Origin of the sequence: Paenirhodobacter huangdaonensis (genome assembly GCF_004022465.1) — a bacterium.
Taxonomy (GTDB): domain Bacteria; phylum Pseudomonadota; class Alphaproteobacteria; order Rhodobacterales; family Rhodobacteraceae; genus Rhodobacter; species Rhodobacter huangdaonensis.
On the sequence record NZ_SAVA01000010.1, the window covers coordinates 66,678 to 90,513 of the forward strand.

At 69.6% G+C, this 23,836-nt stretch carries 29 protein-coding genes; 27 read left to right on the forward strand and 2 right to left on the reverse strand.

All coding sequences use genetic code 11. The features are described from left to right. Nucleotides 1-33: 33 nt before the first annotated feature. The 8 genes from EOW66_RS16035 to EOW66_RS16070 all read left to right on the forward strand — a co-directional run bounded on the left by EOW66_RS16035 (nucleotide 34) and on the right by EOW66_RS16070 (nucleotide 8,274). Nucleotides 34-624: a TetR/AcrR family transcriptional regulator gene (locus tag EOW66_RS16035; protein WP_128157298.1), complete on the forward strand. Its 591-nt coding sequence runs from the start codon at nucleotides 34-36 to the stop codon at nucleotides 622-624. 218 nt (nucleotides 625-842) lie between these two features. After that, entirely contained in the window at nucleotides 843-1,853 is a 1,011-nt protein-coding gene (locus tag EOW66_RS16040) for an ABC transporter substrate-binding protein (RefSeq protein WP_128157299.1), read from the forward strand. An 80-nt stretch (nucleotides 1,854-1,933) separates the two neighbouring features. Further along, nucleotides 1,934-2,800 carry an ABC transporter permease gene (locus tag EOW66_RS16045; RefSeq protein ID WP_164881155.1) on the forward strand — a complete coding sequence of 289 codons (867 nt, stop codon included), beginning with the start codon at nucleotides 1,934-1,936 and terminating at the stop codon, nucleotides 2,798-2,800. Then, a complete protein-coding gene (locus tag EOW66_RS16050) occupies nucleotides 2,797-3,582 on the forward strand; it encodes an ABC transporter permease (protein WP_206363722.1) in 786 nt (261 codons plus the stop codon). Before EOW66_RS16045 ends, EOW66_RS16050 begins: the two co-directional genes overlap by 4 nt. Continuing rightward, nucleotides 3,579-4,664: an ABC transporter ATP-binding protein gene (locus tag EOW66_RS16055; RefSeq protein WP_128157301.1), complete on the forward strand. Its 1,086-nt coding sequence runs from the start codon at nucleotides 3,579-3,581 to the stop codon at nucleotides 4,662-4,664. Before EOW66_RS16050 ends, EOW66_RS16055 begins: the two co-directional genes overlap by 4 nt. Before the next feature lie 88 nt (nucleotides 4,665-4,752). Further along, nucleotides 4,753-5,391, forward strand: a complete 639-nt coding sequence (locus tag EOW66_RS16060; protein WP_128157302.1) for a cupin domain-containing protein — start codon at nucleotides 4,753-4,755, stop codon at nucleotides 5,389-5,391. Nucleotides 5,392-5,441: 50 nt separating this feature from the next. Then, complete coding sequence (locus EOW66_RS16065; protein WP_128157303.1) at nucleotides 5,442-6,737, forward strand: NAD(P)/FAD-dependent oxidoreductase; 1,296 nt, start codon at nucleotides 5,442-5,444, stop codon at nucleotides 6,735-6,737. A 112-nt stretch (nucleotides 6,738-6,849) separates the two neighbouring features. Further along, the gene (locus EOW66_RS16070; RefSeq protein ID WP_128157304.1) at nucleotides 6,850-8,274 is read left to right on the forward strand and encodes an aldehyde dehydrogenase family protein; all 1,425 of its coding nucleotides are present in this window, start codon (nucleotides 6,850-6,852) and stop codon (nucleotides 8,272-8,274) included. A gap of 176 nt (nucleotides 8,275-8,450) precedes the next feature. On the opposite strand, the gene EOW66_RS16075 is transcribed toward EOW66_RS16070, so the two are convergent. Then, the gene (locus tag EOW66_RS16075; protein ID WP_128157305.1) at nucleotides 8,451-9,659 is read right to left on the reverse strand and encodes a cytochrome b/b6 domain-containing protein; all 1,209 of its coding nucleotides are present in this window, start codon (nucleotides 9,657-9,659) and stop codon (nucleotides 8,451-8,453) included. Between the two features lie 150 nt (nucleotides 9,660-9,809). Between EOW66_RS16075 and fabD the strand changes: the two genes are divergently transcribed. Beyond that, on the forward strand, nucleotides 9,810-10,739 hold the full coding sequence (gene fabD, locus EOW66_RS16080; protein ID WP_128157306.1) for an ACP S-malonyltransferase: 930 nt from the start codon (nucleotides 9,810-9,812) through the stop codon (nucleotides 10,737-10,739). 94 nt (nucleotides 10,740-10,833) lie between these two features. On the opposite strand, the gene EOW66_RS16085 is transcribed toward fabD, so the two are convergent. After that, nucleotides 10,834-11,025, reverse strand: a complete 192-nt coding sequence (locus tag EOW66_RS16085) for a hypothetical protein (protein WP_128157307.1) — start codon at nucleotides 11,023-11,025, stop codon at nucleotides 10,834-10,836. A gap of 172 nt (nucleotides 11,026-11,197) precedes the next feature. Between EOW66_RS16085 and fabG the strand changes: the two genes are divergently transcribed. The 18 genes from fabG (at nucleotide 11,198) to EOW66_RS16175 (ending at nucleotide 23,833) form a co-directional block, all read left to right on the forward strand. Further along, on the forward strand, nucleotides 11,198-11,935 hold the full coding sequence (gene fabG, locus EOW66_RS16090) for a 3-oxoacyl-[acyl-carrier-protein] reductase (RefSeq protein WP_128157308.1): 738 nt from the start codon (nucleotides 11,198-11,200) through the stop codon (nucleotides 11,933-11,935). A gap of 172 nt (nucleotides 11,936-12,107) precedes the next feature. Then, entirely contained in the window at nucleotides 12,108-12,341 is a 234-nt protein-coding gene (locus EOW66_RS16095; protein ID WP_068765186.1) for an acyl carrier protein, read from the forward strand. 67 nt (nucleotides 12,342-12,408) lie between these two features. Then, nucleotides 12,409-12,987 carry an RNA 2',3'-cyclic phosphodiesterase gene (thpR, locus tag EOW66_RS16100; protein ID WP_128157309.1) on the forward strand — a complete coding sequence of 193 codons (579 nt, stop codon included), beginning with the start codon at nucleotides 12,409-12,411 and terminating at the stop codon, nucleotides 12,985-12,987. A 64-nt stretch (nucleotides 12,988-13,051) separates the two neighbouring features. Beyond that, nucleotides 13,052-14,311: a beta-ketoacyl-ACP synthase II gene (gene fabF, locus EOW66_RS16105; RefSeq protein ID WP_128157310.1), complete on the forward strand. Its 1,260-nt coding sequence runs from the start codon at nucleotides 13,052-13,054 to the stop codon at nucleotides 14,309-14,311. Beyond that, nucleotides 14,311-15,477: an endolytic transglycosylase MltG gene (gene mltG, locus EOW66_RS16110; RefSeq protein ID WP_128157311.1), complete on the forward strand. Its 1,167-nt coding sequence runs from the start codon at nucleotides 14,311-14,313 to the stop codon at nucleotides 15,475-15,477. Before fabF ends, mltG begins: the two co-directional genes overlap by 1 nt. Nucleotides 15,478-15,676: 199 nt before the next feature. After that, a complete protein-coding gene (locus EOW66_RS20715) occupies nucleotides 15,677-16,003 on the forward strand; it encodes a hypothetical protein (protein ID WP_239017615.1) in 327 nt (108 codons plus the stop codon). Next, complete coding sequence (locus EOW66_RS16120; protein ID WP_128157312.1) at nucleotides 15,996-17,297, forward strand: DNA-packaging protein; 1,302 nt, start codon at nucleotides 15,996-15,998, stop codon at nucleotides 17,295-17,297. Before EOW66_RS20715 ends, EOW66_RS16120 begins: the two co-directional genes overlap by 8 nt. Nucleotides 17,298-17,464: 167 nt before the next feature. Beyond that, nucleotides 17,465-18,643: a phage portal protein gene (locus EOW66_RS16125; RefSeq protein ID WP_128157313.1), complete on the forward strand. Its 1,179-nt coding sequence runs from the start codon at nucleotides 17,465-17,467 to the stop codon at nucleotides 18,641-18,643. Nucleotide 18,644: 1 nt separating this feature from the next. After that, nucleotides 18,645-18,878: a GTA head formation protein, RCAP_rcc01685 family gene (locus tag EOW66_RS16130; RefSeq protein WP_128157314.1), complete on the forward strand. Its 234-nt coding sequence runs from the start codon at nucleotides 18,645-18,647 to the stop codon at nucleotides 18,876-18,878. A gap of 10 nt (nucleotides 18,879-18,888) precedes the next feature. Next, on the forward strand, nucleotides 18,889-19,446 hold the full coding sequence (locus EOW66_RS16135) for an HK97 family phage prohead protease (protein WP_128157315.1): 558 nt from the start codon (nucleotides 18,889-18,891) through the stop codon (nucleotides 19,444-19,446). Between the two features lie 29 nt (nucleotides 19,447-19,475). Further along, nucleotides 19,476-20,672: a phage major capsid protein gene (locus tag EOW66_RS16140; RefSeq protein WP_128157316.1), complete on the forward strand. Its 1,197-nt coding sequence runs from the start codon at nucleotides 19,476-19,478 to the stop codon at nucleotides 20,670-20,672. Nucleotides 20,673-20,854: 182 nt separating this feature from the next. Further along, complete coding sequence (locus EOW66_RS16145) at nucleotides 20,855-21,448, forward strand: head-tail connector protein (RefSeq protein ID WP_128157317.1); 594 nt, start codon at nucleotides 20,855-20,857, stop codon at nucleotides 21,446-21,448. Then, nucleotides 21,445-21,783, forward strand: coding sequence for a head-tail adaptor protein (locus EOW66_RS16150; protein ID WP_128157318.1), 339 nt, complete (start codon nucleotides 21,445-21,447; stop codon nucleotides 21,781-21,783). The genes EOW66_RS16145 and EOW66_RS16150 overlap by 4 nt, the downstream gene beginning before the upstream one ends. Then, nucleotides 21,780-22,187, forward strand: coding sequence for a DUF3168 domain-containing protein (locus tag EOW66_RS16155; RefSeq protein WP_128157319.1), 408 nt, complete (start codon nucleotides 21,780-21,782; stop codon nucleotides 22,185-22,187). The genes EOW66_RS16150 and EOW66_RS16155 overlap by 4 nt, the downstream gene beginning before the upstream one ends. Before the next feature lie 45 nt (nucleotides 22,188-22,232). Next, a complete protein-coding gene (locus EOW66_RS16160) occupies nucleotides 22,233-22,646 on the forward strand; it encodes a phage major tail protein, TP901-1 family (protein ID WP_128150311.1) in 414 nt (137 codons plus the stop codon). After that, nucleotides 22,646-22,966: a gene transfer agent family protein gene (locus EOW66_RS16165; RefSeq protein ID WP_128157320.1), complete on the forward strand. Its 321-nt coding sequence runs from the start codon at nucleotides 22,646-22,648 to the stop codon at nucleotides 22,964-22,966. The genes EOW66_RS16160 and EOW66_RS16165 overlap by 1 nt, the downstream gene beginning before the upstream one ends. After that, nucleotides 22,963-23,193, forward strand: a complete 231-nt coding sequence (locus tag EOW66_RS16170; RefSeq protein ID WP_275402050.1) for a rcc01693 family protein — start codon at nucleotides 22,963-22,965, stop codon at nucleotides 23,191-23,193. The genes EOW66_RS16165 and EOW66_RS16170 overlap by 4 nt, the downstream gene beginning before the upstream one ends. Beyond that, on the forward strand, nucleotides 23,180-23,833 hold the full coding sequence (locus tag EOW66_RS16175; RefSeq protein WP_128157321.1) for a phage tail tape measure protein: 654 nt from the start codon (nucleotides 23,180-23,182) through the stop codon (nucleotides 23,831-23,833). The genes EOW66_RS16170 and EOW66_RS16175 overlap by 14 nt, the downstream gene beginning before the upstream one ends. Nucleotides 23,834-23,836: the final 3 nt, after the last annotated feature.

Genomic DNA, 23,836 nt, shown 5'->3' on the forward strand with positions numbered 1-23,836 from the left:
ACCCGCGCCCGCCAGAACGAAACGACGAGACCGATGTCAGAACCCAGACAGAACCCGATCGAGCGGATCACCGATGCGGTCTGCGACGTGCTTGCCGAGCAGGGCGTCACCGCGCTCAGCATGCGCAATGTCGCGGCGCGCGCCGATGCCACGATCGGGCTCATCACCCATCACTTCCCGAACCGCGCGGCGATGGTGAAGGCCGCGGTGCGGGCAAGCTGGCTCCGGGATCAGGCGGTCGTGGTCTGGCCCGAGACCGCCGACCGGGCCGCGGTGCTGCGCGCGGTCAAGGTCTTCCTGCCGCTCGACGCGGCGCGGCGCCGGCAGCTCTCGGTCTGGATCGGCTATTGGGCGCTGACCCAGCACGATGCCGGGCTGCACGAGATCCATGACGAGGTCTATGCGGCGCTGCGCGGCCATCACCTGCGCTGGATCCGCACGCTTGGCTTTCCGCCCGAGGAGGCCGAGCGCCTTGCCGACCGGCTTTGCGTCTCGCTCGACGGGTTGCTGCTTTATGCGCTGCTCTACCCGGCGCACTGGACGCCCGAGCGCCAGCTCGAGGCGGCGCGCGGGATGATCGACGATGTCTTCGCCCGCGCCCCGCGGCCGGGGCCGGGGGGCTGAACGGTGCCCGGGGCTGAAATTCACCATAGTGAAATTCCGGCGCGGCGGAGGCTTCTGCCTCGGAGATTTCATTATTGTGCAGATTTTCTAGCCTGAACTCCGGAATATACCGCTCGTTTTTACCGATTCTGGTGACAAAATTTCATTTAACTAAAGAATCAGTTTGACTGATTTCGTTTTTGTGACGACGCTCCGAGTCACCAACAAGGGAGCCAAGAATGCAGAACAATCTGTGGCGCGCGCTGCTGGCCGGGGCCTTCGTGCTGACCGCCGATGCGGCGCTGGCCGAAACCACCCTCACCGTGTCGAGCTATGGCGGCGGCTATCAGGAGGCCCAGGCCAAGGCCTATTTCGCGCCTTTCGCCGCCGCCCACCCCGAGATCACCATTCGCCAGGACAGCCCCTCGAGCAACGCCAAGCTGAAGGCGATGGTCGAAAGCGGCGCGGTCGACTGGGACATCATGGTCACCGATGACAGCTTCGGGCTCGACAGCGATGCCGAGTGGCTCGAGCCGATCGACTACACGATCGTGAACCGCGACAAGTTCATCCCCGGCACCGCCGGCACCTATCGCATCGCCTCGGACATCGAGGCGACGGTTCTGGCCTATAACGCGACCGAGTTCGCCACCGCGCCGCAGGGCTACAAGGACTTCTTCGACCTCGAGAAATTCCCCGGCATGCGCGCGGTGTGGAAATACGCGCCGAGCGGCATCTTCGAGACCGCGCTGCTGGCCGACGGGGTGCCCGCCGACAAGCTCTATCCGCTGGATGTCGAGCGCGCGCTGAAGAAGCTCGACACGATCAAGGACCACATCGTGTGGTGGGATACTGGTGCGCAATCCGAGCAGCTTCTCGACAGCGGCGAGGCGAGCATGGGCCTCGTCTGGGTCGGCCGCGCGGTCAGCGGCGCCGAGCGGGGCATCAAGATCGACTGGACGCAGTGGACCTCGCAGACCGGCTTCTGGGTGGTGCCGAAGGGCACGAAGAACCGCGAGGCGGCGATGAAGGCGCTCGAGTTCTTCACCGAACCCGCGCAGCAGATCGCCTTCACCCAGTACATGCCCTATGGCCCGTCGAACAAGACCGCGGTCGCAGGGGTGAGTGAGACCTTCAAGGGCAACCTGCCGACCGATCACCTCGACAACCGGGTGCTGATGGATGCCGACTGGTGGGCGAAGAACGGCGCCGATGTCGACATGCGTTTCCAGGAATGGCTGCTCGAGTGAGCGCCGCGCCGCGCGCCTGACACCAAGATCTTCCGGCCCGCGCGATGGCGGGCCGGACGCCAAGACCCCGAAGGCCTGACATGACCCTTTCTTCCCCTGCCATCCGCCGCAGTCCGACACTGCTCGAGCGGCTGCCCCGCGGCAGCGCGCTTCTGCTGCCGGCGCTGCTGTTCCTGCTGCTGTTCTACGTCTACCCGCTTGCCCAGCTGATCGGCGCCTCGCTGCCCGGCGGCAGCGGCAAGAACTATGCGCTGATCTTCTCCCGTCCGGTCTTCCTGCGGGTGATCGCCGAGACCTTCCGGGTCTCGCTGGTGGTGATGGCGGTGACGGTGCTGGTGGCCTTTCCCTATGCCTATGCGATGGCGAATGCCGGCCGGCGCGCGCTGCTGTTCCTGACCATCGCGCTCTTGATCCCGTTCTGGGTCAGCCTGCTCCTGCGCTCGTTCTCGTGGATCGTGCTGTTGCAGAACACCGGGCTGGTGAATCAGATGCTGCTGGGGCTGGGCCTGATCGAGAAACCGCTCAAGCTCATTCGCACCGAGACCGGGGTGATCCTCGGCATGGTGCATGTGCTCTTGCCCTATGCGGTGCTGCCGCTCTATTCGGTGATGAAGAAGATCGACATGCGGCTGATGGAGGCCTCGTCGATCTGCGGCGCGAGCTGGTTTCACGGCTTCCGCCGGGTCTATCTGCCGATGGCGCTTCCGGGCGTGCTGGCGGCGGCGATCCTGACTTTCACGCTCGCACTCGGCTTCTACATCACGCCCGCACTGCTTGGCAGCCCGCGCGACATGATGATTGCGCAGATGATCGCCGGGCAATTCTCGGAACAGCTGAACTTCGGCCTCGGCGCGGCGCTCGCCGTGGTGCTGATGGCGCTGACGGCGCTTGCCTTCGCGGTCTTCGGCCTCGGCCGGATGCTGCTTTCGCGGAGGGCCGCGGCATGATGACGGACCGTCTGCGCAAGACCCTGTTCTGGGCCTTCGTCTGCGCCACTGCGCTCTTCCTGCTGGTGCCGACGCTGATCATCGTGCCGATGTCCTTTTCCGCGGGCAACCGGCTGGTCTTCCCGCCCGAGGGCTTCTCGCTGCGCTGGTATGGCAAGGTGCTGAGCGATCCCGACTGGCGCGCGGCGCTGGGCAACAGCCTGCTGGTGGGCTCGGCCACCGCGGTGCTCGCCTCGGCGCTCGGCACGGCGGCGGCGATGATGCTGAACGCGGCGAGCTTCCGCGGCAGGGCGCTGGTGCTTGGCTTCCTGCTCAGCCCGATGGTGACGCCGGTGATCGTCTTCGGCGTCGGCAGCTACCTTGTCTTCGCGCGCTGGGGGCTGGCGGGCACTCATGCCGGGCTGATCGCCGCCCATACCGTGCTCGCGATCCCCTTCGTGCTGGTCTCGGTGCTCGCGAGCCTGCGCATGGTGAACCCGAACCTTGCGCTCGCCAGCGCCGGGCTTGGCGCCTCGCGCCTCTTCACCTTCCGCCGGGTGACGCTGCCGCTCATTCTGCCCGGCGTGATCTCGGGCGCGGTCTTCGCCTTCATCACCTCGTGGGACGAGGTGGTGGTGGCGATGTTCGTCGCCGACACCGGCACCCGCACCGTTCCGATCATGATCTGGAACCAGGTGCGCACCAGTCTCGACCCCGCCACCGCCGCCGTCGGCGCGATCCTGATCGCGGTCTCGGCGCTTGGCGTGGTGCTGTCCTACACCCTGAAGGAGTCCGACCGATGAGTTTTCCGCACAAGGCGCTGCAGCTCGAGCAAGTGAGCAAGCACTACGGCGAGGTGAGGGCGCTCGACGACGTTTCCTTCGAGCTGAAGAAGGGCGAGTTCCTGACCATGCTCGGGCCCTCGGGCTCGGGCAAGACGACGACGCTGCGGGTGATCGCTGGCTTCGTCGAGCCGAGCAGCGGCGCGCTTCTGATCGACGGGCGCGACATGACCGGCGTCACCCCGCAGCGGCGCAACATCGGCATGATGTTTCAGGACTATGCGCTTTTCCCGCACATGACGGTGCTCGAAAACGTCGCCTATCCGCTCGAGACCCGCGGCGTGAAGCGCTCCGAGCGCGAATCGCGGGCGCGCGAGATGCTGGGCATCGTCGGGCTTGCCGATTTCGCCAAACGTTTCCCGAAGCAGATGTCGGGCGGCCAGCAGCAGCGCGTGGCGCTGGCCCGCGCGCTCGTCTTCCACCCCGATATCGTGCTTCTCGACGAGCCGATGGCGGCGCTCGACAAGAAGCTGCGCGGGCAGATGCAGATCGAGATCATGCATATCGCGCGCAAGGTCGGCGCGACGGTGGTCTCGGTCACCCATGACCAGGAAGAGGCGCTGGTGATGTCCGATCGCATCGCCATCTTCCGCGCCGGCCGCCTTGCCCAGATCGGCACGCCGCAGGAGCTTTACACCCGGCCGAACTCGGAATTCGTCGCCGATTTCATCGGCGAGGCGAACCTGTTGCGCGGCACGGCACGGCGCGAGGCGGGCCTGTGCCGGCTCGAGGGGCCGGGCTGGCAGGCGATCCTGCCCGCGGGCGATCCGCGCGCGCCGGCAAAGACCGCGGCGGTGACGGTGGTGCTGCGCCCCGAGGTGATCGCGCTGGCGGCCGAGGGCGAGCGGCCGGCGAACGCGCTCTCGGGCACGATCGAGGACCGGATCTATCTCGGCGTCGAATACCGGCTGATCGTGCGCCTTGCCGACGGCTCGGCGGTGCAGGTGCGCAGCCGCGAGCTTGGGCGGATTGCGGCGCTGGCGCAGGGCGATGCCGTCACCCTGAGCTGGCGCGACGCGGATTTCGTCGTGATCCCGGGCTGAGGCCCGGTCCGGCCGTATCGGGTTTGACCGCGCGGCCGCGCGCCCGCACTCTGGACGCATTCTTCCCATTCGTTTCCGAAGGACCCCCATGACTTCCGACATTGACCCCGCCGAGCCGCAAGGCGACACCGCCGCGCCCCCGTCCCGCCGCGCCGCCGCCGAACCGAGCGAGGCCGACAGCATCGGCATGCGCCTGCGCGCGGAGCGGCTGAAGCAGGGCATGACGCTTGGCCGCCTGTCCGAGGAGGCGGGGCTGTCGATCGGCGCGCTGTCGCAGGTCGAGCGCGGCCTCGTCTCGCCGACGGTGCGCACGATCTATGCGATTGCCGGCGTGCTCGGCATCTCGCCCGCTGCGGTGATCGACCCGGTCGGCGCGCAGGCGGCGGCGCCCGAGGACAGCCCCTTCATCGTGCGTCGCACGGCCCAGCCCAAGGTGCTTGATACCAATGGCGTGACCAAGCTGCTGGCGACCCCGATCGGCCATTCGCGCTACAAGGGCTATGTCGTCACCATCGCCCCGGGCGGCAGTTCGGGCGAGAACAGCTATGCCCATGAGGGCGAGGAGGTGGGCGTGGTCACCGCCGGCAGCTTCTCGCTGCAGATCGAGGGGCGCATCCATCTGCTCGGCCCGGGCGACAGCTTCACCTTCCCGAGCACGCTGCGCCACCGCTTCTTCAACGACGGCGACGTGCCCGCCGAGGTGATCTGGGTGAACAGCACGAGCTGAGCGCGCCCGGAGTGCACGACAATGGCCAACAGGCGAACAGGAGAGAGACGGTGAAAAGCAGTCAGGAGAGTTTTGCGGACTCTCTGTGGTGGAACGAGAGCGAGGAACCGCCGTGCGGTTTCGCACCGCACACGGGGCAGAGCGAGGTCGACGTGGCGATCGTGGGCGGCGGCATCACCGGCGTCTCGGCGGCGCTGCATCTGGCCGAGGCGGGGCTACGCGTCGCGCTGTTCGAGGCGCGGCACATCGGCTTTGGCGCCTCGGGGCGCAATGGCGGGCAGGTGATCCCGGGGCTGAAATACGACCCCGAGGATCTGGTGGCGAAATACGGGCCCGACCGCGGCGGCCGGCTGGCCGAGATGGCGGGCGGTGCGGCCGATCTGACCTTCGATCTGATCGCCCGCCACGGCATCCGTTGCAACCCGGTGCGCGGCGGCTGGATCCAGGCCGCGCATTCGCCCCATGCGCTCGAGGCGGTGACGACGCGCGCCCGGCAATGGCAGGCCCGCGGCGTGCCGGTCGAGATCCTGTCGCGCGACGAGGTGGCGGCGCGCACCGGCACGGCCAGCCAGTTCGGCGGCTGGCGTGACCCGCGTGCGGGCGCGATCCAGCCGCTCGATTACACCCGGGGGCTGGCGCGGGCGGCCGCGCGGGCAGGGGCGATGCTTTACGAGCAAAGCCCGGTGCGCGGGCTGAGCCGCGCGCCCTCGGGCTGGAGTCTGCAGATCGGTCAGGGGCGCTGCACGGCGCGCCGGGTGATCCTCGGCACCAATGCCTATACCGACGGGCTGAAGCCCGGCCTCGCGCAGTCGGTGCTGCCGGTGCAGAGCATGCAGCTTGCGACCGATCCGCTGCCGGCGGAACTGGCGGCGCGGGTCATGCCGGGCGGGGTGATGATGTCGGAGACCCGCAAGCTCGCCTTCTACATGCGCCAGACCCCGCGCGGCGGGCTGATGATCGGCGGCCGCGGTGCGGTGGGCGACGGCGAGGATGCGCGGCTGATGGCGGCGCTCGAGCGTGGCATGCTGAAGCTTTTCCCCGATCTCGCCGGCGTGCCGGTGCGCTATCGCTGGTCGGGGCATGTGTGCCTGTCGCTCGACGGGCTGCCGCATTTCCACGAGCCCGAGCCCGGGCTGATCTGTCTGCTGGCCTATAACGGGCGCGGCGTGGCGCTGGCCTCGGCCTTCGGGCGGATGCTCGCCGGGGAGATCGCCGGGCGGGGCGAGGCGGTCTATCCGCGCACGCCGCTGCGCCGCATTGCCTGGCACGCGTTGCGCCGCCCGGTGATGGGGCTTGGCGTGCGCTGGTACTGGCTGAAGGACGGCCTCGGCTTCGCCTCGAAATGACCTCACCGGCCGGGCGGGGCGCAGATGCCGCGCCCGCCCGGCCACGCATCCCGAACCGGCGGCCCTTGCCGCCCGAACCCGGCCGGGAGCCCCGGCCAAGAACGGAGCTGACATGACCGATACCCGCAAATTCTTCATCGACGGGGCCTGGGTGGACCCGGTGTCCCCGGCTGAGATCGAGGTGATCGACCCCGCGACCGAGACCGCCTATGCGGTGATCTCGGCCGGCACTGCGGCCGATGTCGAGCGCGCCGTCGCGGCCGCGCGCGCGGCCTTCCCGGCCTGGTCCGCCACGCCGCCGGCCGAGCGCATCGCGCTGCTGAAACGTGTGCTCGAGGCCTACAAGGCCCGCTACGAGGACATGGCGCAGGCGATCAGCCACGAGATGGGCGCGCCGATCACCTGGGCGCGCGAGGCGCAGGCCTATGCCGGGCAGGGCCATCTCGAGGCGACGATCGCCGCCGCCGAGCGCTTTGCCTGGGAGGAAAGCCGCGGCACCACGCAGATCCTGCGCGAGGGCGTGGGCGTGTGCGCGCTGATTACCCCCTGGAACTGGCCGATGAACCAGATCGTGTGCAAGGTCGCGCCGGCGATCGTCGCGGGCTGCACCGTGGTGCTGAAACCTTCCGAGATCGCGCCGATGAGCGGGCTTCTCTTCGCCGAGATCATGGCGGCCGCGGGCACGCCGAAGGGGGTCTTCAACCTGGTGAACGGCACCGGCCCCGATGTCGGTCAGGTGATGGCCGCCCATCCCGAGGTCGACATGGTCAGCTTCACCGGCTCGACCCGCGCCGGCATCATCGTTGCCCGCACCGCGGCCGAGACGGTGAAGCGTGTGGCGCAGGAGCTGGGCGGCAAGTCGCCCAACCTCGTGCTGCCCGATGCCGACCTTGAAAAGGCGGTGCGCGAGGGCACGATCGGGGTGATGAACAACACCGGGCAGAGCTGCGACGCGCCGACCCGGATGCTGGTGCCGCGCGCCCGCCATGCCGAGGCGCTGGCAATCGCGAAGGCCGCGGCCGAGAGCGTGGTGATCGGCGATCCGCGCGACGAGGCGACGACGATGGGGCCGCTCGTCTCGGCGCTGCAGTTCGACAAGGTGCAGCGGCTGATCGAGGCGGGCATCGCCGAAGGCGCGACGCTTGTCACCGGCGGTCCGGGCAAGCCCGCGGGGCGCAACACCGGTTATTTCGTGCGCCCGACCGTCTTCGGCGGTGTGACCAACGACATGACCATCGCGCGCGAGGAAATCTTCGGGCCGGTGCTGTCGATCCTGCCCTATGACACGGTCGAGGAGGCGATCGCGATCGCCAATGACACGGTCTATGGCCTTGCCGCCTATATCCAGTCGGGCAGCCTCGAGACGGCGCGGACGGTGGCGCGGCAGCTGCGCGCGGGCTCGGTCTATGTGAACGGGCCGGCATGGGATCTGTTCGCGCCCTTCGGCGGTTACAAGCAGTCGGGCAACGGTCGCGAATATGCCGATTGGGGCATCCACGACTTCACCGAGGTGAAGGGCGTGTGCGGCTGGAGCTGATCCGGCCGCCGCTTCCCCGGCCCGGCGGGCCGGGGACTTACCGCGAAATGCGGATCGTCAGCGAGAAGGCATAGGCCGGATCGTTCCACCCCTTCCGGCGCCGCTTCGGCGTGTGGAGTGCAGCAGAAAGGCCGGCGTCGGGGACGCCGGCCTTGTGTTCGAGAGGGCGCGGGAGATCAGTTCTTGCGCGTGGCGGTCAGCGCGATCTGCACGCCGACGTTGAAGCCCACCATCGCCTCGTCGGGATAGGTTGCGCCCATGCCGAAGGCGCGCCGGTCGAGCGTGGTCTCGCCGGTCATCGTGGCGGTGTCGCCCGCGATCGTCAGGGTGAAGGGCAGCACCACCGGCACCTCGGTGCCGCGCAGGGTGAGCGTGCCGGTCGCGGTATGGGCCGTGCCCGCGCCGCGGCTGATCGCGGCGGTGAAGGTGGCGCTCGGATGGGCGGCGGTGTCGAAGAACTCGGGCCCCTTCGCCTGATCGCTGACCGAGCCGAGCGCGAGCGTCGTGGTGTCGATCGTCACGGTGACGGTGCCGGTGCCGGTCGCCTCGTCATAGGCGATGTCGGCGGTCCAGGTCGGCAGGCTGCCACTGACCTCGGCGCCCATCTGCTTCACGGTGAAGCCAAGCGTGCCCTGCGTCACCTGCCAGTTGCCGGCAGCGGCAGCAGGCGTCGCGGCGGGGGCAGGCGCGGTCGCTGCGGCCTCGGCGGGCGCGGCGCCCTCCTCGGCGGGCGGCGGCACCAGCAGCGCGACCGAGACCACCGCGGCCCAGACCACCAGCGCAAGGAGCGGGGCAAGCGCCGAGTGCTCGGCGCGGCCGGGGCCCGCCGCGGTGCCGCGGGTCATCCGCGCCAGCGTCGCATCGCGGTCGATCACCACATGCTTCAGCGCGCCGAGGATATGCAGCGCAACCGCGGCATAGAGCACCAGCGCCGAGAGCTTGTGCACGCCTTCGGCGGCATGGGCGACGGCATCCGACTGCGGCACGAAGGGCAGGGTCTGGCCGAAGGGCCACAGGATGGGCGCAAAGCCCGCCTGCGCGGCATGGCTGATCCAGCCCGAGGCCGGCATCACCAGCATTGCGCCGTAAAGCGCCCAGTGCACCAGCTCGGCGCCGAAGGTCTCGAGCCGGCGCTCGGGGTGCAGCGGCGCGGGGCGGGGCTGGACGAGCGCCCACAGGATCCGGGCGAGCGCGGTGAAGAAGGCCGCGACGCCGATCGTCTTGTGCGCGGAATAAAGCGTCTTCAGCGTGTCGATCGTCTCGGCGTTGCGCGGCAGGCTTTCGCCATAAAGGCCAAGCGCGACGGCGCTGAGGATCAGCAATGCGACGAGCCAGTGGAAGGCGCGGGCAAGCGTGCCGTAGGAGGTGGGGGTATTGGAGAGCATCAAAGCCTCGGGCCGTTGTTCGGGACCGGCGCAGGATAGTCGCTTGCGGCCCGGCCGGCCACGCCGGCCTTTGCACAGACGCTGTGCGCAGGAGTTGCCCCGGCGGCAGGGCCGGGCTAGAGGTGGGCAAATTCGGACACGGAGGATGGCATGAGCCGAGCATTTGTTTTCCCGGGGCAGGGCGCGCAGGCGATCGGCATGGGGCGGGCACTGGCCGAGGCATGGCCGGCGGCGGCCGCAGTCTTCGAGGAGGTCGATGCGGCACTGGGCGAGAAGCTGAGCGCGCTGATCTGGGAGGGCGACATCGAGACGCTGACGCTGACCGCGAATGCGCAGCCGGCGCTGATGGCGACCTCGATGGCGGCGATGCGGGCGCTCGAGGCCGAGGGCTTCGCGGTGACCGATGCGGCCTTTGTCGCGGGCCACAGCCTCGGCGAATATTCGGCGCTGTGCGCGGCGGGCAGCCTGAGCATCACCGACACGGCGAAGCTGCTGCGCGTGCGCGGCGCGGCGATGCAATCGGCGGTGCCGGTGGGCGTCGGCGCGATGGCGGCGCTGCTTGGTCTCGATTTCGAGACCGTGACGGCGGTCGCCGCCGAGGCGGCACAGGGCGAGGTCTGTCAGGCCGCGAATGACAACGACCCGGCGCAGGTCGTGGTGTCGGGCGCGAAGGCGGCGGTCGAGCGCGCGGTCGAGATCGCCAAGGCGAAGGGCGCGAAGCGGGCGGTGATGCTGCCGGTCTCCGCCCCCTTCCATTGCGCGCTGATGCAGCCCGCGGCCGAGCGCATGGCCGAGGCGCTGGCAGGCGTCGCGATCCAGCCGCCGGCGGTGCCGGTGGTGGCGAACGTCGTTGCCCATGGCGTCACCGACCCCGAGGAGATCCGCAGGCTTCTGGTGGCGCAGGTCACCGGCTCGGTGCGCTGGCGCGAGAGCGTGCTGTGGATGGTCGGTCAGGGCGTGACCGAGTTCTGGGAGATCGGCGCGGGCAAGGCGCTGTCGGGGATGATCAAGCGCATCGCCAAGGAGACGACGCAGGCGGCCGTGGGCACGCCCGAGGACATCGCCAAGCTGAAGGGCTGAGCCCGGCGGCATCGGGACGGGAAGGGGCGGGGCACCGCCCCTTTTTCATGCCGGCGGCTTCATACCCGGCTGCGCCATCTGACGCGGCGGACCGTCAGAGCAGCGGCCTGCGCGGCCGGTCGCGCCGGTCGCTGACAGGATGATGCCATTCGCGCAGGACGGCGGCGGCGAGGATCAGCAACACCGAGAGGGTGAGCAGCGCAAGGCCGCCCCCGAAACTGAAGATGCCGTCGAAAACAGAGGTGCCCGGAGAGTCCGGCCGGGCGATCGGGGTGATGAATGCCATGGATCTGCCAATTTGGTGAATCTGGGGTCGTCAATTGGGAAGTCATTTTTCAATGCGGCGGACGGTGATGGCGAAAAGCGGCAAATTTATGGCAGAGGCGCCGCGGCTGCGAGGCTGGCGGGACGGGCGGAACGCTGCTAAGGAGACGCGACGGCAATCCGAGGGGAAAGCAATGTTTGATCTGACGGGGAAATCGGCGCTGGTGACGGGCGCTTCGGGTGGCATTGGCGGGGCGATCGCGAAGGCGCTGCATGGCGCGGGGGCGAAGGTCGCGCTGTCGGGCACGCGGGTCGAACCGCTCGAGGCGCTGGCCGCGGAGCTGGGCGAAGGCGCCTATGTCTGCCCGGCGAACCTGTCGGATGCAGACTCGGTCGAGGCGCTGCCGAAGGCCGCGGTCGCGGCGATGGGGTCGCTCGACATTCTGGTGAACAACGCCGGCATCACCCGCGACAACCTGTTCATGCGGATGTCGGACGAGGAATGGCAGTCGGTGCTCGACGTCAACCTGACCTCGGCCTTCCGGCTGATGCGCGGCAGCCTGCGCGGCATGATGAAGGCGCGCTGGGGCCGGATCATCTCGATCTCGTCGATCGTCGGCACGACCGGCAACCCGGGGCAGGGCAACTATGCCGCCGCCAAGGCCGGCCTTGTCGGCATGTCGAAGAGCCTTGCCTATGAGGTTGCAAGCCGCGGCATCACGGTCAACTGCGTCGCCCCGGGCTTCATCGCGACGGCGATGACCGAGAAGCTGAATGACGAGCAGAAGGGCAAGATTCTGGGCCAGATCCCGGCCGGGCGCATGGGGTCTGCCGAGGAAATCGCCGCAGCGGTGCTTTATCTGGCAAGTCCGGAAGCGGGCTATGTCACCGGCGCCACGCTGCACGTCAACGGCGGCATGGCGATGATCTGACGCGCCGCCCGCGCTTGCGAAACGGCTTGCCTTGGGGCATGACTGTGCTATAGGCGCGGGGGAACAGGTCAGGGCCTTTGCCCTGGGCTTTCAGCCCCGGCCGGGGGCGCCAAGCCGCTCTTGCGAGCACGGAATACGGGACGGGCCAAGGCCCTCAAATTGAGGAAGAGACATGAGCGACATCGCTGATCGCGTGAAGAAGATCGTCGTGGAACACCTGGGCGTCGAAGAGGACAAGGTCACCGAGACCGCCTCGTTCATCGACGATCTGGGCGCTGACAGCCTCGACACCGTCGAGCTGGTGATGGCCTTCGAGGAAGAGTTCGGCATCGAGATCCCGGACGACGCCGCGGAAACGATCCAGACCTTTGGCGACGCGGTGAAATTCATCTCGGAAGCCGTCTGATCCTTCCGGACAGAATTTCCTGAACGGCGCCCTTTGCGGGCGCCGTTTTTCATTGCCGGAGGGGGCGATGCGGGTCTTCGTCGCGATCATGCTGCCCGAAGAGGTGGCGGCGCGCCTTGGTGCGCTGCAAGACGAGCTTGGCTGCGGCCGGCCCGTCGCCGCGGAGAACCTGCACCTGACGCTGGCTTTCGCGGGCGAGATCGACCGGATGCAGGCGGGCGAGCTTGATGCGGCGCTCGATGCGATCCGGCTGCCGGGGTTCTGGCTCGCCCCGGCCAGGATCGGCGTTTTCGGTCCGGCCGAGCGGCCGGAGGCGGTGGTCGTGGGGCTGCGCCCCGAGCCCGGGCTCAAGGCGCTGGTGCGCGCCGTCGCGGCGGCCGCGCGGGCGGCGGGGCTGGTGCTGCCGCGGCGCCGCTTTCGCGCGCATGTGACGCTGGCGCGCTTCGGGCGCGATTTCGGCGCGCCGGAGGCCGGCCGGCTGGGGCGCTTTCTGCAGGCGCGGGGAGATCTAGTGCTGCATCCCTTCGAGGTCACGGGCTTCTCGATGATGCGCTCGCACCTGCGCGCCGAGGGGCCGATCTACGAGGAACTTGCGGCCTATCCGCTCGATTTCCCGGGCGCTTTGCCGCGCCGCGGCGGTGCTTGACGTTGCGCGGTTCCGCCTGCGCGTGTATCAGGACGCGAACGAGCACTACTCTGAGAGGTCGAGCATGCGTCGCGTTGTCGTCACGGGTCTGGGTCTGGTCACGCCGCTGGCCTGCGGGGTCGAGGAAACCTGGTCGCGGCTGATCGCCGGGCAGTCGGGCGCGGGCCCGATCACCCGCTTCGACGCGAGCAATGTGACGACCAAATATGCCTGCGAGATCCCGCGCGGCGACGGCACCAACGGCACCTTCAACCCGGACCAGTGGATGGAGCCGAAGGACCAGCGCAAGGTCGACGAGTTCATCCTTTACGCGATGGCGGCCGCCGAGCAGGCGGTGAAGGATTCGGGCTGGATGCCCGAGGACGAGGAGAGCCGCGAGCGCACCGGCGTGATGATCGGTTCGGGCATCGGCGGGTTGCAGACGATCGCCGAGACCGCGGTGCTGATCAAGGAACGCGGGCCGAAGCGGGTCAGCCCGTTCTTCATCCCCGCCTCGCTGATCAACCTTGCCTCGGGACAGGTGTCGATCCGCTTCGGCTTCAAGGGCCCGAACCATTCGGTGGTGACCGCCTGTGCGACCGGCGCCCATGCGATCGGCGATGCGGCGCGGCTGATCATGCTCGGCGATGCCGATGTCATGCTGGCGGGCGGCGCGGAGAATCCGATCTCGGAGATCGGCATTGCCGGTTTCAACGCCTGCAAGGCGCTGTCGACCGCGGCCGAGGACCCGGTGAAGGCATCGCGTCCCTGGGATACGGAGCGCGACGGTTTCGTCATGGGCGAGGGCGCGGGGGTCGTCGTGCTCGAGGAATATGAGCATGCGAAGGCGCGCGGTGCGAAGATCTATGCCGAGGTGCTGGGCTATGGTCTGTCGGGCGACGCCTATCACATCACCGCCCCGGCCGCGGATGGCGACGGCGGTTTCCGCGCGATGAAGGCGGCGGTGGCGCGCGCCGGCATCAGCCCGGGTGACATCGACTACATCAACGCGCATGGCACCTCGACGATGGCCGACACGATCGAGCTTGCGGCGGTCGAGCGCTTCCTCGGCAATGCCGCGGCGCAGGCGACGATGAGCTCGACCAAATCGGCGATCGGGCACCTTCTGGGGGCGGCGGGCGCGGTCGAGGCGATCTTCTGCATCCTCGCGATCCGCGACCAGGTGGCGCCGCCGACGCTGAACCTCGACAACCCGGCCGCCGAGGCGACGATCGACCTCGCGCCGAAGGTGGCGGTGAAGCGCAAGATCGACGTGGCGCTGTCGAACAGCTTCGGCTTTGGCGGCACCAACGCCAGCCTGATCATTGGCAAGGTCCGCGCCTGATGTGGCGGCATATCGTCTCGAACTTCCTGACGGTGCTGATCGTGCTGCTGGTGGCGCTTGGCGGGCTCGTCGCCTGGGCGCAGAAGCAGTACGAGGCGCCCGGGCCGCTGACCCAGGCGGTCTGCCTGAAGGTCGAACCCGGGGCGAGCTTTGCGCGGGTGTCGGAGGAGCTGCGGGCGCAGGGAGCGATCTCGTCGGCCTACATCTTCCGCGCCGGGGCGGATTACGCGAAAAAGAGCGGCGATCTGAAATTCGGCTCCTATCTGATCGGGCCGGGCGCGACGATGCAGGGCATCGTCGAACAGATCACCTCGGGCGGTCCCTCGACCTGCGGCACCGAGCTGAACTATCGCATCGGCGTGACCGGGCAGCAGCTGATCCTGCGCGAGCTTGACCCGGCGACGGGCGACTATGTCGAGCAGGCGAAGTTCGACCCGAAGACCGAGACCCCGCCCGAAGGCTTTGCCGAGGCCGCGGGCAAGGCCGATGTGCGGCTGCGGGTGACCGTGGCCGAGGGCGCGACCAGCTGGCAGATCGTCGAGGCGCTGAAATCGGCCGATTTCCTGCAAGGTGAGATCAAGGCAGTGCCGGCCGAGGGCAGCCTTGCGCCCGAGAGCTATGAGATGAAGCGCGGTTCCGAGCGCAACGGGCTGATTGCCGAGATGGAGAAACGCCAGGCGGCGATCCTGGCCGCGGCCTGGGAGGGGCGCGCCTCGGGCCTGCCCTATTCGACGCCCGAGGAGGCGCTGGTGATGGCCTCGCTCGTCGAGAAGGAGACGGGCATCGCCGAGGAGCGCACGCGGGTGGCGAGCGTCTTCGTCAACCGCATCGAGCAGGGGATGAAGCTGCAGACCGACCCGGCGGTGATCTATGGCGTGACCAAGGGCCAGGGTGTGCTGGGCCGGGGGCTGCGGCAAAGCGAGCTGCGCCGCCAGACGCCCTACAACACCTATGTCGTGGCCGGTCTGCCGCCGACGCCGATCTGCAACCCCGGTCGCGCGGCGATCGAGGCGGCACTGCATCCCGATTCGACGCCCTACCTGTTCTTCGTGGCCGATGGCAGCGGCGGGCACGTCTTCGCGGAGACGCTCGAGGAGCATAACCGCAATGTCGCGAAGTGGCGCGCGCTGGAAAAGGCGGCGCCGACGACCGGCACAAATAACTGATCTTTTAGAGAAACCCCCGGTGATCCCGGGGGTTTCTTTGTGCCAGCGCAACACAACCCTGGATTTAGCGATTGACTTTGCGAACGCTCTGCGGTAGAGATTTGTCATGCTAGGAGAAGTGGGCAAGCGCCGCGGGAAACCGTCGGCGCTTTTTCATTTCGCTCGTGCGGAACAGGCATGAGAGGCGGGTTCACGACACATGGAAATGACCTTCTCGGGAGGGGCTCCGCCGGCAGTCGACCTGCTGACGGAGACCGAGGTTCTGTATCGGGAAATTGCCGGGGAACTGGCGCTGGCGATGCGAGGGGTTCGCCAGGGGAATCTGACGGAGGCGAAGGCCGCCGCGCAGGCGGTGAAGGACCTTCGGGCCGCCTTCCAGATGGTGATGGATGAAAGGACACGCGTTGAAAAACTCCGCAAGCAGGTTGCCGGGGTCGTCGGATCTGGCGAGCTCGACTTCGACGCCGCCCGCGCTGAGATCGGGCGCCGCCTGGCTCGCCTCCGCGACGCCGGAGCAGGTGGATGAGTTTCTCTCCGGGCTGGGCGATGGCGCGCTGCTGGCGCTGCCCTGGATCTTCGAGTTCTGGGCGCTGCCGCATCAGCTGCCGCCCGCGGGCGCCTGGAAGAGCTGGGTGATCCTCGGCGGGCGCGGCGCCGGCAAGACGCGCGCAGGCGCCGAATGGGTGCGCGCGCAGGTCGAGGGGGCGCGGCCGGCGGACCCGGGCCGGGCCAACCGGGTGGCGCTGGTGGGCGAGACCTTCGATCAGGTGCGCGATGTGATGATCTTCGGCGAGAGCGGCATCCTGGCCTGTTCGCCGCCCGACCGGCGCCCGGACTGGGAGGCGGGACGGCGCCGGCTGGTCTGGCCGAATGGGGCGACCGCGCAGGCGCTCTCGGCGCATGAGCCCGAGGCGCTGCGCGGGCCGCAGTTCGATGCCGCCTGGGCCGACGAGCTGGCGAAATGGAAGAAGGCCGAGGACACCTGGGACATGCTGCAATTCGCGCTGCGGCTTGGCGAACATCCGCAGCAGGTGATCACCACCACGCCGCGCAATGTGAGCGTGCTGAAGGCGATCCTGCACAACCCCTCGACTGTCGTCACCCATGCGCCGACCGAGGCGAACCGGGCCTATCTGGCGGCCTCCTTCCTCGAGGAGGTGCGGGGTCGTTATGCCGGCACGCGCCTTGGCCGGCAGGAGCTCGATGGCGTGCTGCTTGACGATGTCGAGGGCGCGCTGTGGAGCACTGCGGGCCTTGAGGCGGCGCGGGTGGACAGCGTTCCGGCGCTTGACCGCATCGTCGTTGCCGTCGATCCGGCGGTGACGGCGGGGGCGGGCTCGGACGAATGCGGGATCATCGTCGCGGGCGTGGTCAGCACCGGGCCGGCCCAGGACTGGCGGGCCTTTGTGCTTGAGGATTGCACGGCGCGGGGGCGGCCGACCGACTGGGCGCGGGCGGCGATCGCGGCGCGCGAGAAATGGGGCGCCGAGCGGCTGGTGGCCGAGGTGAACCAGGGTGGCGATCTGGTCGAAAGCGTGCTCCGGCAGATCGACCCGCTGGTGCCATTCAAGGCGCTGCGTGCCGCGCGCGGCAAGGCGGCGCGGGCCGAGCCGGTCGCGGCGCTCTACGAACAGGGCCGGGTCAAGCACCTGCGCGCGGGCCGGCTGGGCGCGCTCGAGGATCAGCTGTGCCGGATGACGGTGCAGGGCTATCAGGGCCGCGGCTCGCCCGACCGGGCGGATGCGCTGGTCTGGGCGCTGACCGAACTCATCATCGCGCCCTCGGCGCAGTGGCGGCGGCCGCAGGTGCGGGGGCTCTGACCCCCTCTTTCTCCTTGCGTTAAATACCTCACGGGGGTGCGGGGGGGAAACCCCCGCCGCCGACATCGGCAGCAGCCGCACAGCAACCGTTCGGGGCCGGGGTCATTCCCGGCCCCTTTTCCGACCGTGCCCGGGGCCCGGGCCCACATGAAGACGAGGAGAACCGGATGGGGATCAACTTCTTTCGCCGGCAGGCGCCGGAGGCGGCGCCCGAGCGCAAGGCTTCGGTCAGCGGGCGGATCGTGGCGATGGCCACGGGGGCCGGGCGGCCGGTCTGGGGGCCGCGCGACACGAGCTCGCTGACCCGGCTCGGGTTTCTGGGCAACCCGGTGGGGTTTCGCTCGGTGCGGCTGATCGCCGAGGCGGCGGCGGCGGTGCCGCTGATCTGCCAGGACGCCGAGCGGCGCTATGAGGTGCATCCGGTGCTCGACCTGCTGCGGCGCCCGAATCCGGGTCAGGGACGGGCGGAGCTGTTCGAGGCGCTGTTCGGCCAGCTGCTGCTGAGCGGGAACGGCTATCTCGAGGCGGTGGTGCCCGAGCCCGGGCTGCCGCGCGAGCTGCATGTGCTGCGCGCCGACCGGATGTCGGTGGTGCCCGGGGCGGATGGCTGGCCCGTCGCCTATGACTATGCCGTGGGCGGGCGGCGGCACCGTTTCGACATGACCGGCCACCCCGATCCGATCTGCCATATCCGCAGCTTTCACCCGCAGGACGACCATTACGGGCTGAGCCCGTTGCAGGCGGCGGCGGTGGCGATCGAGGTGCATAATGCCGCCTCCGGCTGGTCGAAGGCGCTTCTGGACAACGCCGCGCGGCCCTCGGGCGCGATTGTCTACCGGGGCGCGGATGGTCAGGGGACGCTGGCGCCCGAGCAATACGAGCGGCTGGTCTTCGAGATGGAAACGCATCATCAGGGTGCGCGCAACGCGGGGCGGCCGATGTTGCTCGAGGGGGGGCTCGACTGGAAACCGATGGGGTTTTCGCCCTCGGACATGGAGTTTCACGAGACAAAGGCCGCCGCGGCGCGCGAGATCGCGGTGGCCTTCGGGGTGCCGCCGATGCTTCTGGGCATCCCCGGCGACGCGACCTATGCGAATTATGCCGAGGCGAACCGGGCCTTTTACCGGCTGACCGTGCTGCCCTTGGCGACGCGGGTCGCGGCGGCGGTGGCGTGGTGGCTGTCGGGCTTTCTGGGCGCCGCGATCGAGCTGCGCCCGGATCTCGACCAGGTGCCGGCACTCGCCGCCGAGCGCGATGCGCAGTGGAAGCGGATCGGCGAGGCGAGCTTTCTCACCGATGCCGAGAAACGCGCGGCCCTTGGCCTGCCGCCGCTGGCGGAGGGCTGAGATGGCGACGGGCGGGTCGCGTTTCCTGAAGGAGCCCTTCGAGGTTCACGAGCAGCGCTTCGAGGCAACTGAGCGGATCATGGAGCTGCAGTTCCACCAGGTCGAACGGCGGCTCGAGAAGATCGAGGCGATGATCCTCGGGCTCGAGAAACGGCTGTGGATGACCGTCTATGGCGTCGCGGCAGTGATCCTGACGCAAGCGGTCCAGGGCCTTTTGCAATACGCTCCCAGATGAGGATGTCGACATGAATTCAGAGGATTGCGGGCTGGAGCTGAAGTTCTGCGCAAGCGGGCAGGCGGTGACGGTGCAGGACGGCGCGGCGATCGCGGGCTATGCGAGCCTTTTCGGCCTGCCCGATCAGGGCGGCGACGTGGTGGCGCCGGGTGCCTATGCCCGCTCGCTCGCCGCGCTGAAGGCGCGGGGCGGCACGGTGAAAATGCTCTGGCAGCACGACCCGACGCAGCCGATCGGCGTGTGGGAGGAGATCTTCGAGGATGCGCGCGGGCTTTACGTCAAGGGGCGGTTGCTGCTCGATGTCGCGAAGGCGCGCGAGGCGGCGGCGCTGATCGGTGCGGGGGCGATCGACGGGCTGTCGATCGGCTATCGCACGGTGCGCGCGGCGAAGGACGCGAAAGGCCAGCGGTTGCTGGCCGATCTGGAGCTGTGGGAGGTGTCGCTTGTCACCTTCCCGATGCTCCGCGAGGCGCGGGTGGCGGCGAAGGGCGAGAGCCCCGAGGCCGCGATCTGGCGCGATCTGGCCGAGGCGCTGGCAGGCGCCGCGGCCGAGCTGGCCGGGCGCTGAGCCGGCCCCATCGCGAAAGAGGTGCAAGGATGACGACCGAGTTCAAGGCCCGGTCCGGGGCGGAGCCGTCCGCGGAGCCGGCGCCGGCCGCCGCGGTGAAGACTGCGCTGTCCGGTTTCCTGAAAGAGATCAAGGGCTTTCAGGAGGAAGTGGAGACGAGGATGCAACAACAGGAAGAGCGTTTGACCATGCTGCAGAGCAAGACCTTCACCGGGCGTCCCGCCCTTGCCACCGCGGCCTTCGAGGAGGCGCCGCACCAGAAGGCCTTTGCGGCCTATCTGCGCTCGGGCGATGACGACGGGCTGCGCGCGCTGAGCCTCGAGGGCAAGGCGCTGAACACTGCGGTGGCCGCCGAGGGCGGCTATCTCGTCGACCCGCAGACCTCGGAGACGATCCGCGGCGTGCTGCGCGCGACCGCCTCGATCCGCCAGGTGGCGGCGGTGGTGAATGTCGAGGCGAGCTCCTATGACGTGCTCGTCGACCGCAGCGAGCTCGGCTCGGGCTGGGCCAGCGAGACCGCGACGCTGAGCGAGACGACGACGCCGCAGATCGAGCGGATCTCGATCCCGCTGCATGAGCTTGCCGCGATGCCGAAGGCGAGCCAGCGGCTGCTGGACGATTCCGCCTTCGACATCGAGACCTGGCTTGCCAATCGCATCGCCGACCGCTTCGCCCGGGCCGAGGCGGCGGCCTTCGTCTCGGGCAATGGCGTCGACAAGCCGACCGGCTTCCTGACCCATTCCAAGGTCGCGAACGACGCCTGGGCCTGGGGCGCGCTTGGCTATGTCGCGACCGGGGCGGATGGCGATTTCGCCGCGGTGAACGCCGCCGATGCGATTGTCGATCTGGTCTATGCACTCGAGGCCGAATACCGGGCGAATGCGAGCTTCGTGATGAATTCGAAGACCGCCGGCGCGGTGCGCAAGATGAAGGATGCGGACGGGCGCTTCCTGTGGACCGACGGGTTGGCGGCGGGCGAGCCCGCGCGGCTGATGGGCTATCCGGTGCTGGTGGCCGAGGACATGCCCGACATTGCCGCGGGCGCCTATGCGCTGGCGTTCGGCGATTTCGCGAGCGGCTACACCATCGCCGAGCGGCCCGACCTGCGGGTCTTGCGCGATCCGTTCTCGGCCAAGCCGCATGTCCTCTTCTACGCCTCGAAGCGGGTGGGCGGTGATGTCAGCGACTTCGCGGCGATCAAGCTGCTGAAATTCGCCACCTCGTGAGGGGGGCGAAGCAGGCGGAGGCGGGGCCCTCCGCCTGAGCCGGGGCGACCCGGCCGGGCGGGCGCGGGCCGAGCGCCGTCGTCTAGCTGCTCCCTCCGTCCGAGCGGCGGCGGGAGGCCCGCGCCCGAACGCCCCCCGTGCCGCGTGCGCGGGGGGAGCGCAGCGACTTTCGGAGAGATGCGATGATGCTGAAGGAACTGACGGCGGTGGCGCAGGCGGCGCTGCCGGTGGCGCAATTTCGCGACCACCTGCGGCTTGGCAGCGGCTTTGCCGACACGGGCGCCGAGGATGCGGCGCTGGTGGCCTATCTGCGGGCGGCGATCGCGGCGATCGAGGGGCGCACGGCCAAGGTGCTTTTGGCGCGCGGGTTCCGCCTGGTGCTGCCGGGCTGGCGCGACGCGCGGAGCGTGCCCTTGCCGGTGGCGCCGGTGAGCGCGGTGGCCGAGGTGCGGCTGATCGACCGGGCGGGCACCGAGACGGTGCTTGCCGCCACGCGCTGGCGGCTTGTCGAGGATCTCGCGCGGCCGCGGCTCGAGGCCGTCGGCGGGCCGCTGCCCGAGGTGCCGGTGGCGGGCACGGCCGAGATCGACTTCACCGCGGGTTTCGGCACCTGGGCCGAGCTTCCGGTCGATCTGGCGCAGGCGGTGTTCCTGCTGGCGGCACAGTATTTCGAGTTGCGCCACGACGGGGCGGGCGAGGCGAGCGCGATGCCCTTCGGGGTGATGGCGCTGATCGAGCGCTGGCGCACGGTGCGGGTGTTGGGGGGCCGGGGATGAGCGCGCCGCGGCTGACCCGGCGGCTGGTGCTCGAGGCGCCTGCCCGCGTCGCGGATGGCGCGGGGGGCTTCGGCGCGGGCTGGACGGTGCGGGGCACGCTCTGGGCCGGGATGAGCGCGGGTTCCGGCCGCGCGCGGGCGGGCGAGGACGTGGCACTTGGCACGCTTTCCTGGAAGATCGTCGTGCGTGCGGCGCCCGCGGGCTCGCCCCGCCGGCCCGAGGCCGGGCAGCGCTTTCGCGATGGCGCGCGGATCTTCGCGATCCTCGCGGTCGCCGAGGCGGACCCGGGGGCGCGCTATCTGACCTGTTTTGCCCGCGAGGAGGTGGCGAGATGAGCTATGGCGTGGCGGCGGCGCTGCAGGGCGCGGTCTATCAGGCGCTGTGCGACGACGCGGCGCTGGCGGCGCTTGTCGGCAGCGCGATCCATGACGCGGCGCCCGGCGGCACGCCGGCCGGCACCTGGGTGAGCCTTGGCCCCGAGGAGGTGCGCGACGCTTCGGACAGGAGCGGCGGCGGCGCGCTGCATGACTTCACCGTCTCGGTGATCAGCGATGCGGCGGGCTTTGCCGAGGCGAAGGCGGCGGCGGCGGCGGTCTCGGATGCGCTGGTCGACGCGCCACTTGCGCTCGCGCGCGGGCGGCTGGTCGGGCTGTGGTTCGTGCGGGCGCGGGCGGCGCGGGCGGCGCAGGGCAGCCTGCGACGCATCGACCTGACCTTTCGGGCGCGGGTGGAGACCTGAGCGGGCCCGGCGGCCCGCGGCAATTTCAGCAATCGGAGAGCGAAAATGGCGGCACAGAACGGCAAGGACCTTCTGATCAAGCTCGACCTGACCGGGGCGGGCGCATTCGAGACCATCGCTGGGCTGCGCGCGACGCGGATCAGCTTCAACGCCGAGACGGTCGACGTGACCTCGCTGGAAAGCCAGGGCGGCTGGCGCGAGCTTCTGGGCGGCGCGGGCGTGCGTTCGGCCGCGATCAGCGGCTCGGGGGTGTTTCGCGACGCGGCGACGGACGAGCGCGCGCGGCAGATCTTCTTCGACGGCGAGGCCCCGGATTTCCAGGTCATCATCCCGGATTTCGGCATCGTCGAGGGGCCGTTCATGATTGCCTCGATCGACTATGCGGGCAGTCACAACGGCGAGGCGACCTATGAGCTGAGCCTCGCCTCGGCCGGAGCGCTGAGCTTTACGGCGCTGTGATGGCGAACCCCTGGGCGGGAGAGGTCGAGGTCGTTCTCGACGGCGAGCGGCGGGTGGCGAAGCTGACGCTGGGCGCGCTGGCCGAGCTCGAGGCGGAGCTTGGCGGCGGCACGATGCTTGACCTTGTGCGGCGCTTCGAGAGCGGCGCGTTTTCCACCCGCGACGTGCTGGCGCTTGTGGTTGCGGGGCTGCGCGGCGGGGGCTGGGCGGGGCGGGCCGAGGATCTGCGCACGGTCGAGATCGGTGGCGGGCCGGTGGCGGCGGCGCGGATCGCGGCCGAGCTTCTGGCCCGCGCCTTCACCGTGCCCGGCGCGTCGTGAGTGCGGACGGGCTTGACTGGCCCGGGCTGATGCGGGCGGGGCTGCGCGGGCTTGGCCTGCGCCCGCGCGAATTCTGGGCGCTGACGCCGGCGGAACTCGCGCTGATGCTGGGCGAGGGGGCGGCGCGGGCGCCGCTGACGCGGGCGGGACTGGCGGCGCTGGCGGCGCGCTGGCCGGACGTGCCCGGAAAACCGAAGCGAGAGGGGGATGCAGATGGACAGCCTTGATGCGCTGAGCGCGCAGGCGGCCGATCTCGAGCGCAACCTTGGCGGTGCCGAGGCGGTGGCAGCGAGCTTTGGCGGCGAGCTTTTGCGGATGCGGGAGAGCATGGTCTACACCGGGCGCGAGGTCTCGACCTTGTCGAGCAGCATCGGACGCGGGCTGCGGCGCGCCTTCGACGGGCTGATCTTCGACGGGATGAAGCTGTCGGACGCGCTGAGCGAGGTGGCGCAGACGATCTCGGCCAGCGCCTATTCGGTCGCGCTGCGGCCGGTGCAGAACGCGCTTGGCTCGGCGATTGCCGAGGGGGTGAACGGGCTGCTGAGCGGGATTTTGCCCTTCGCGAATGGCGCGGCCTTCAGCCAGGGGCGGGTGATGCCCTTCGCCAGGGGCGGCGTGGTGAGCAGCCCGGTTTCCTTCCCGATGCGCGGCGGGGCGGGGCTGATGGGCGAGGCCGGGCCCGAGGCGATCTTGCCGCTCGCGCGCGGTGCGGACGGGCGGCTTGGCGTGCAGGCGGGCGGCGGCGGGCGCACGGTCAGCGTGGTGATGAACGTGACCACGCCCGATGTCGCGGGCTTTGCCCGCAGCCAGAGCCAGATCGCGGCGCAGATCAACCGCGCGCTCGCGCGCGGCAGCCGCAACAGCTGAGGA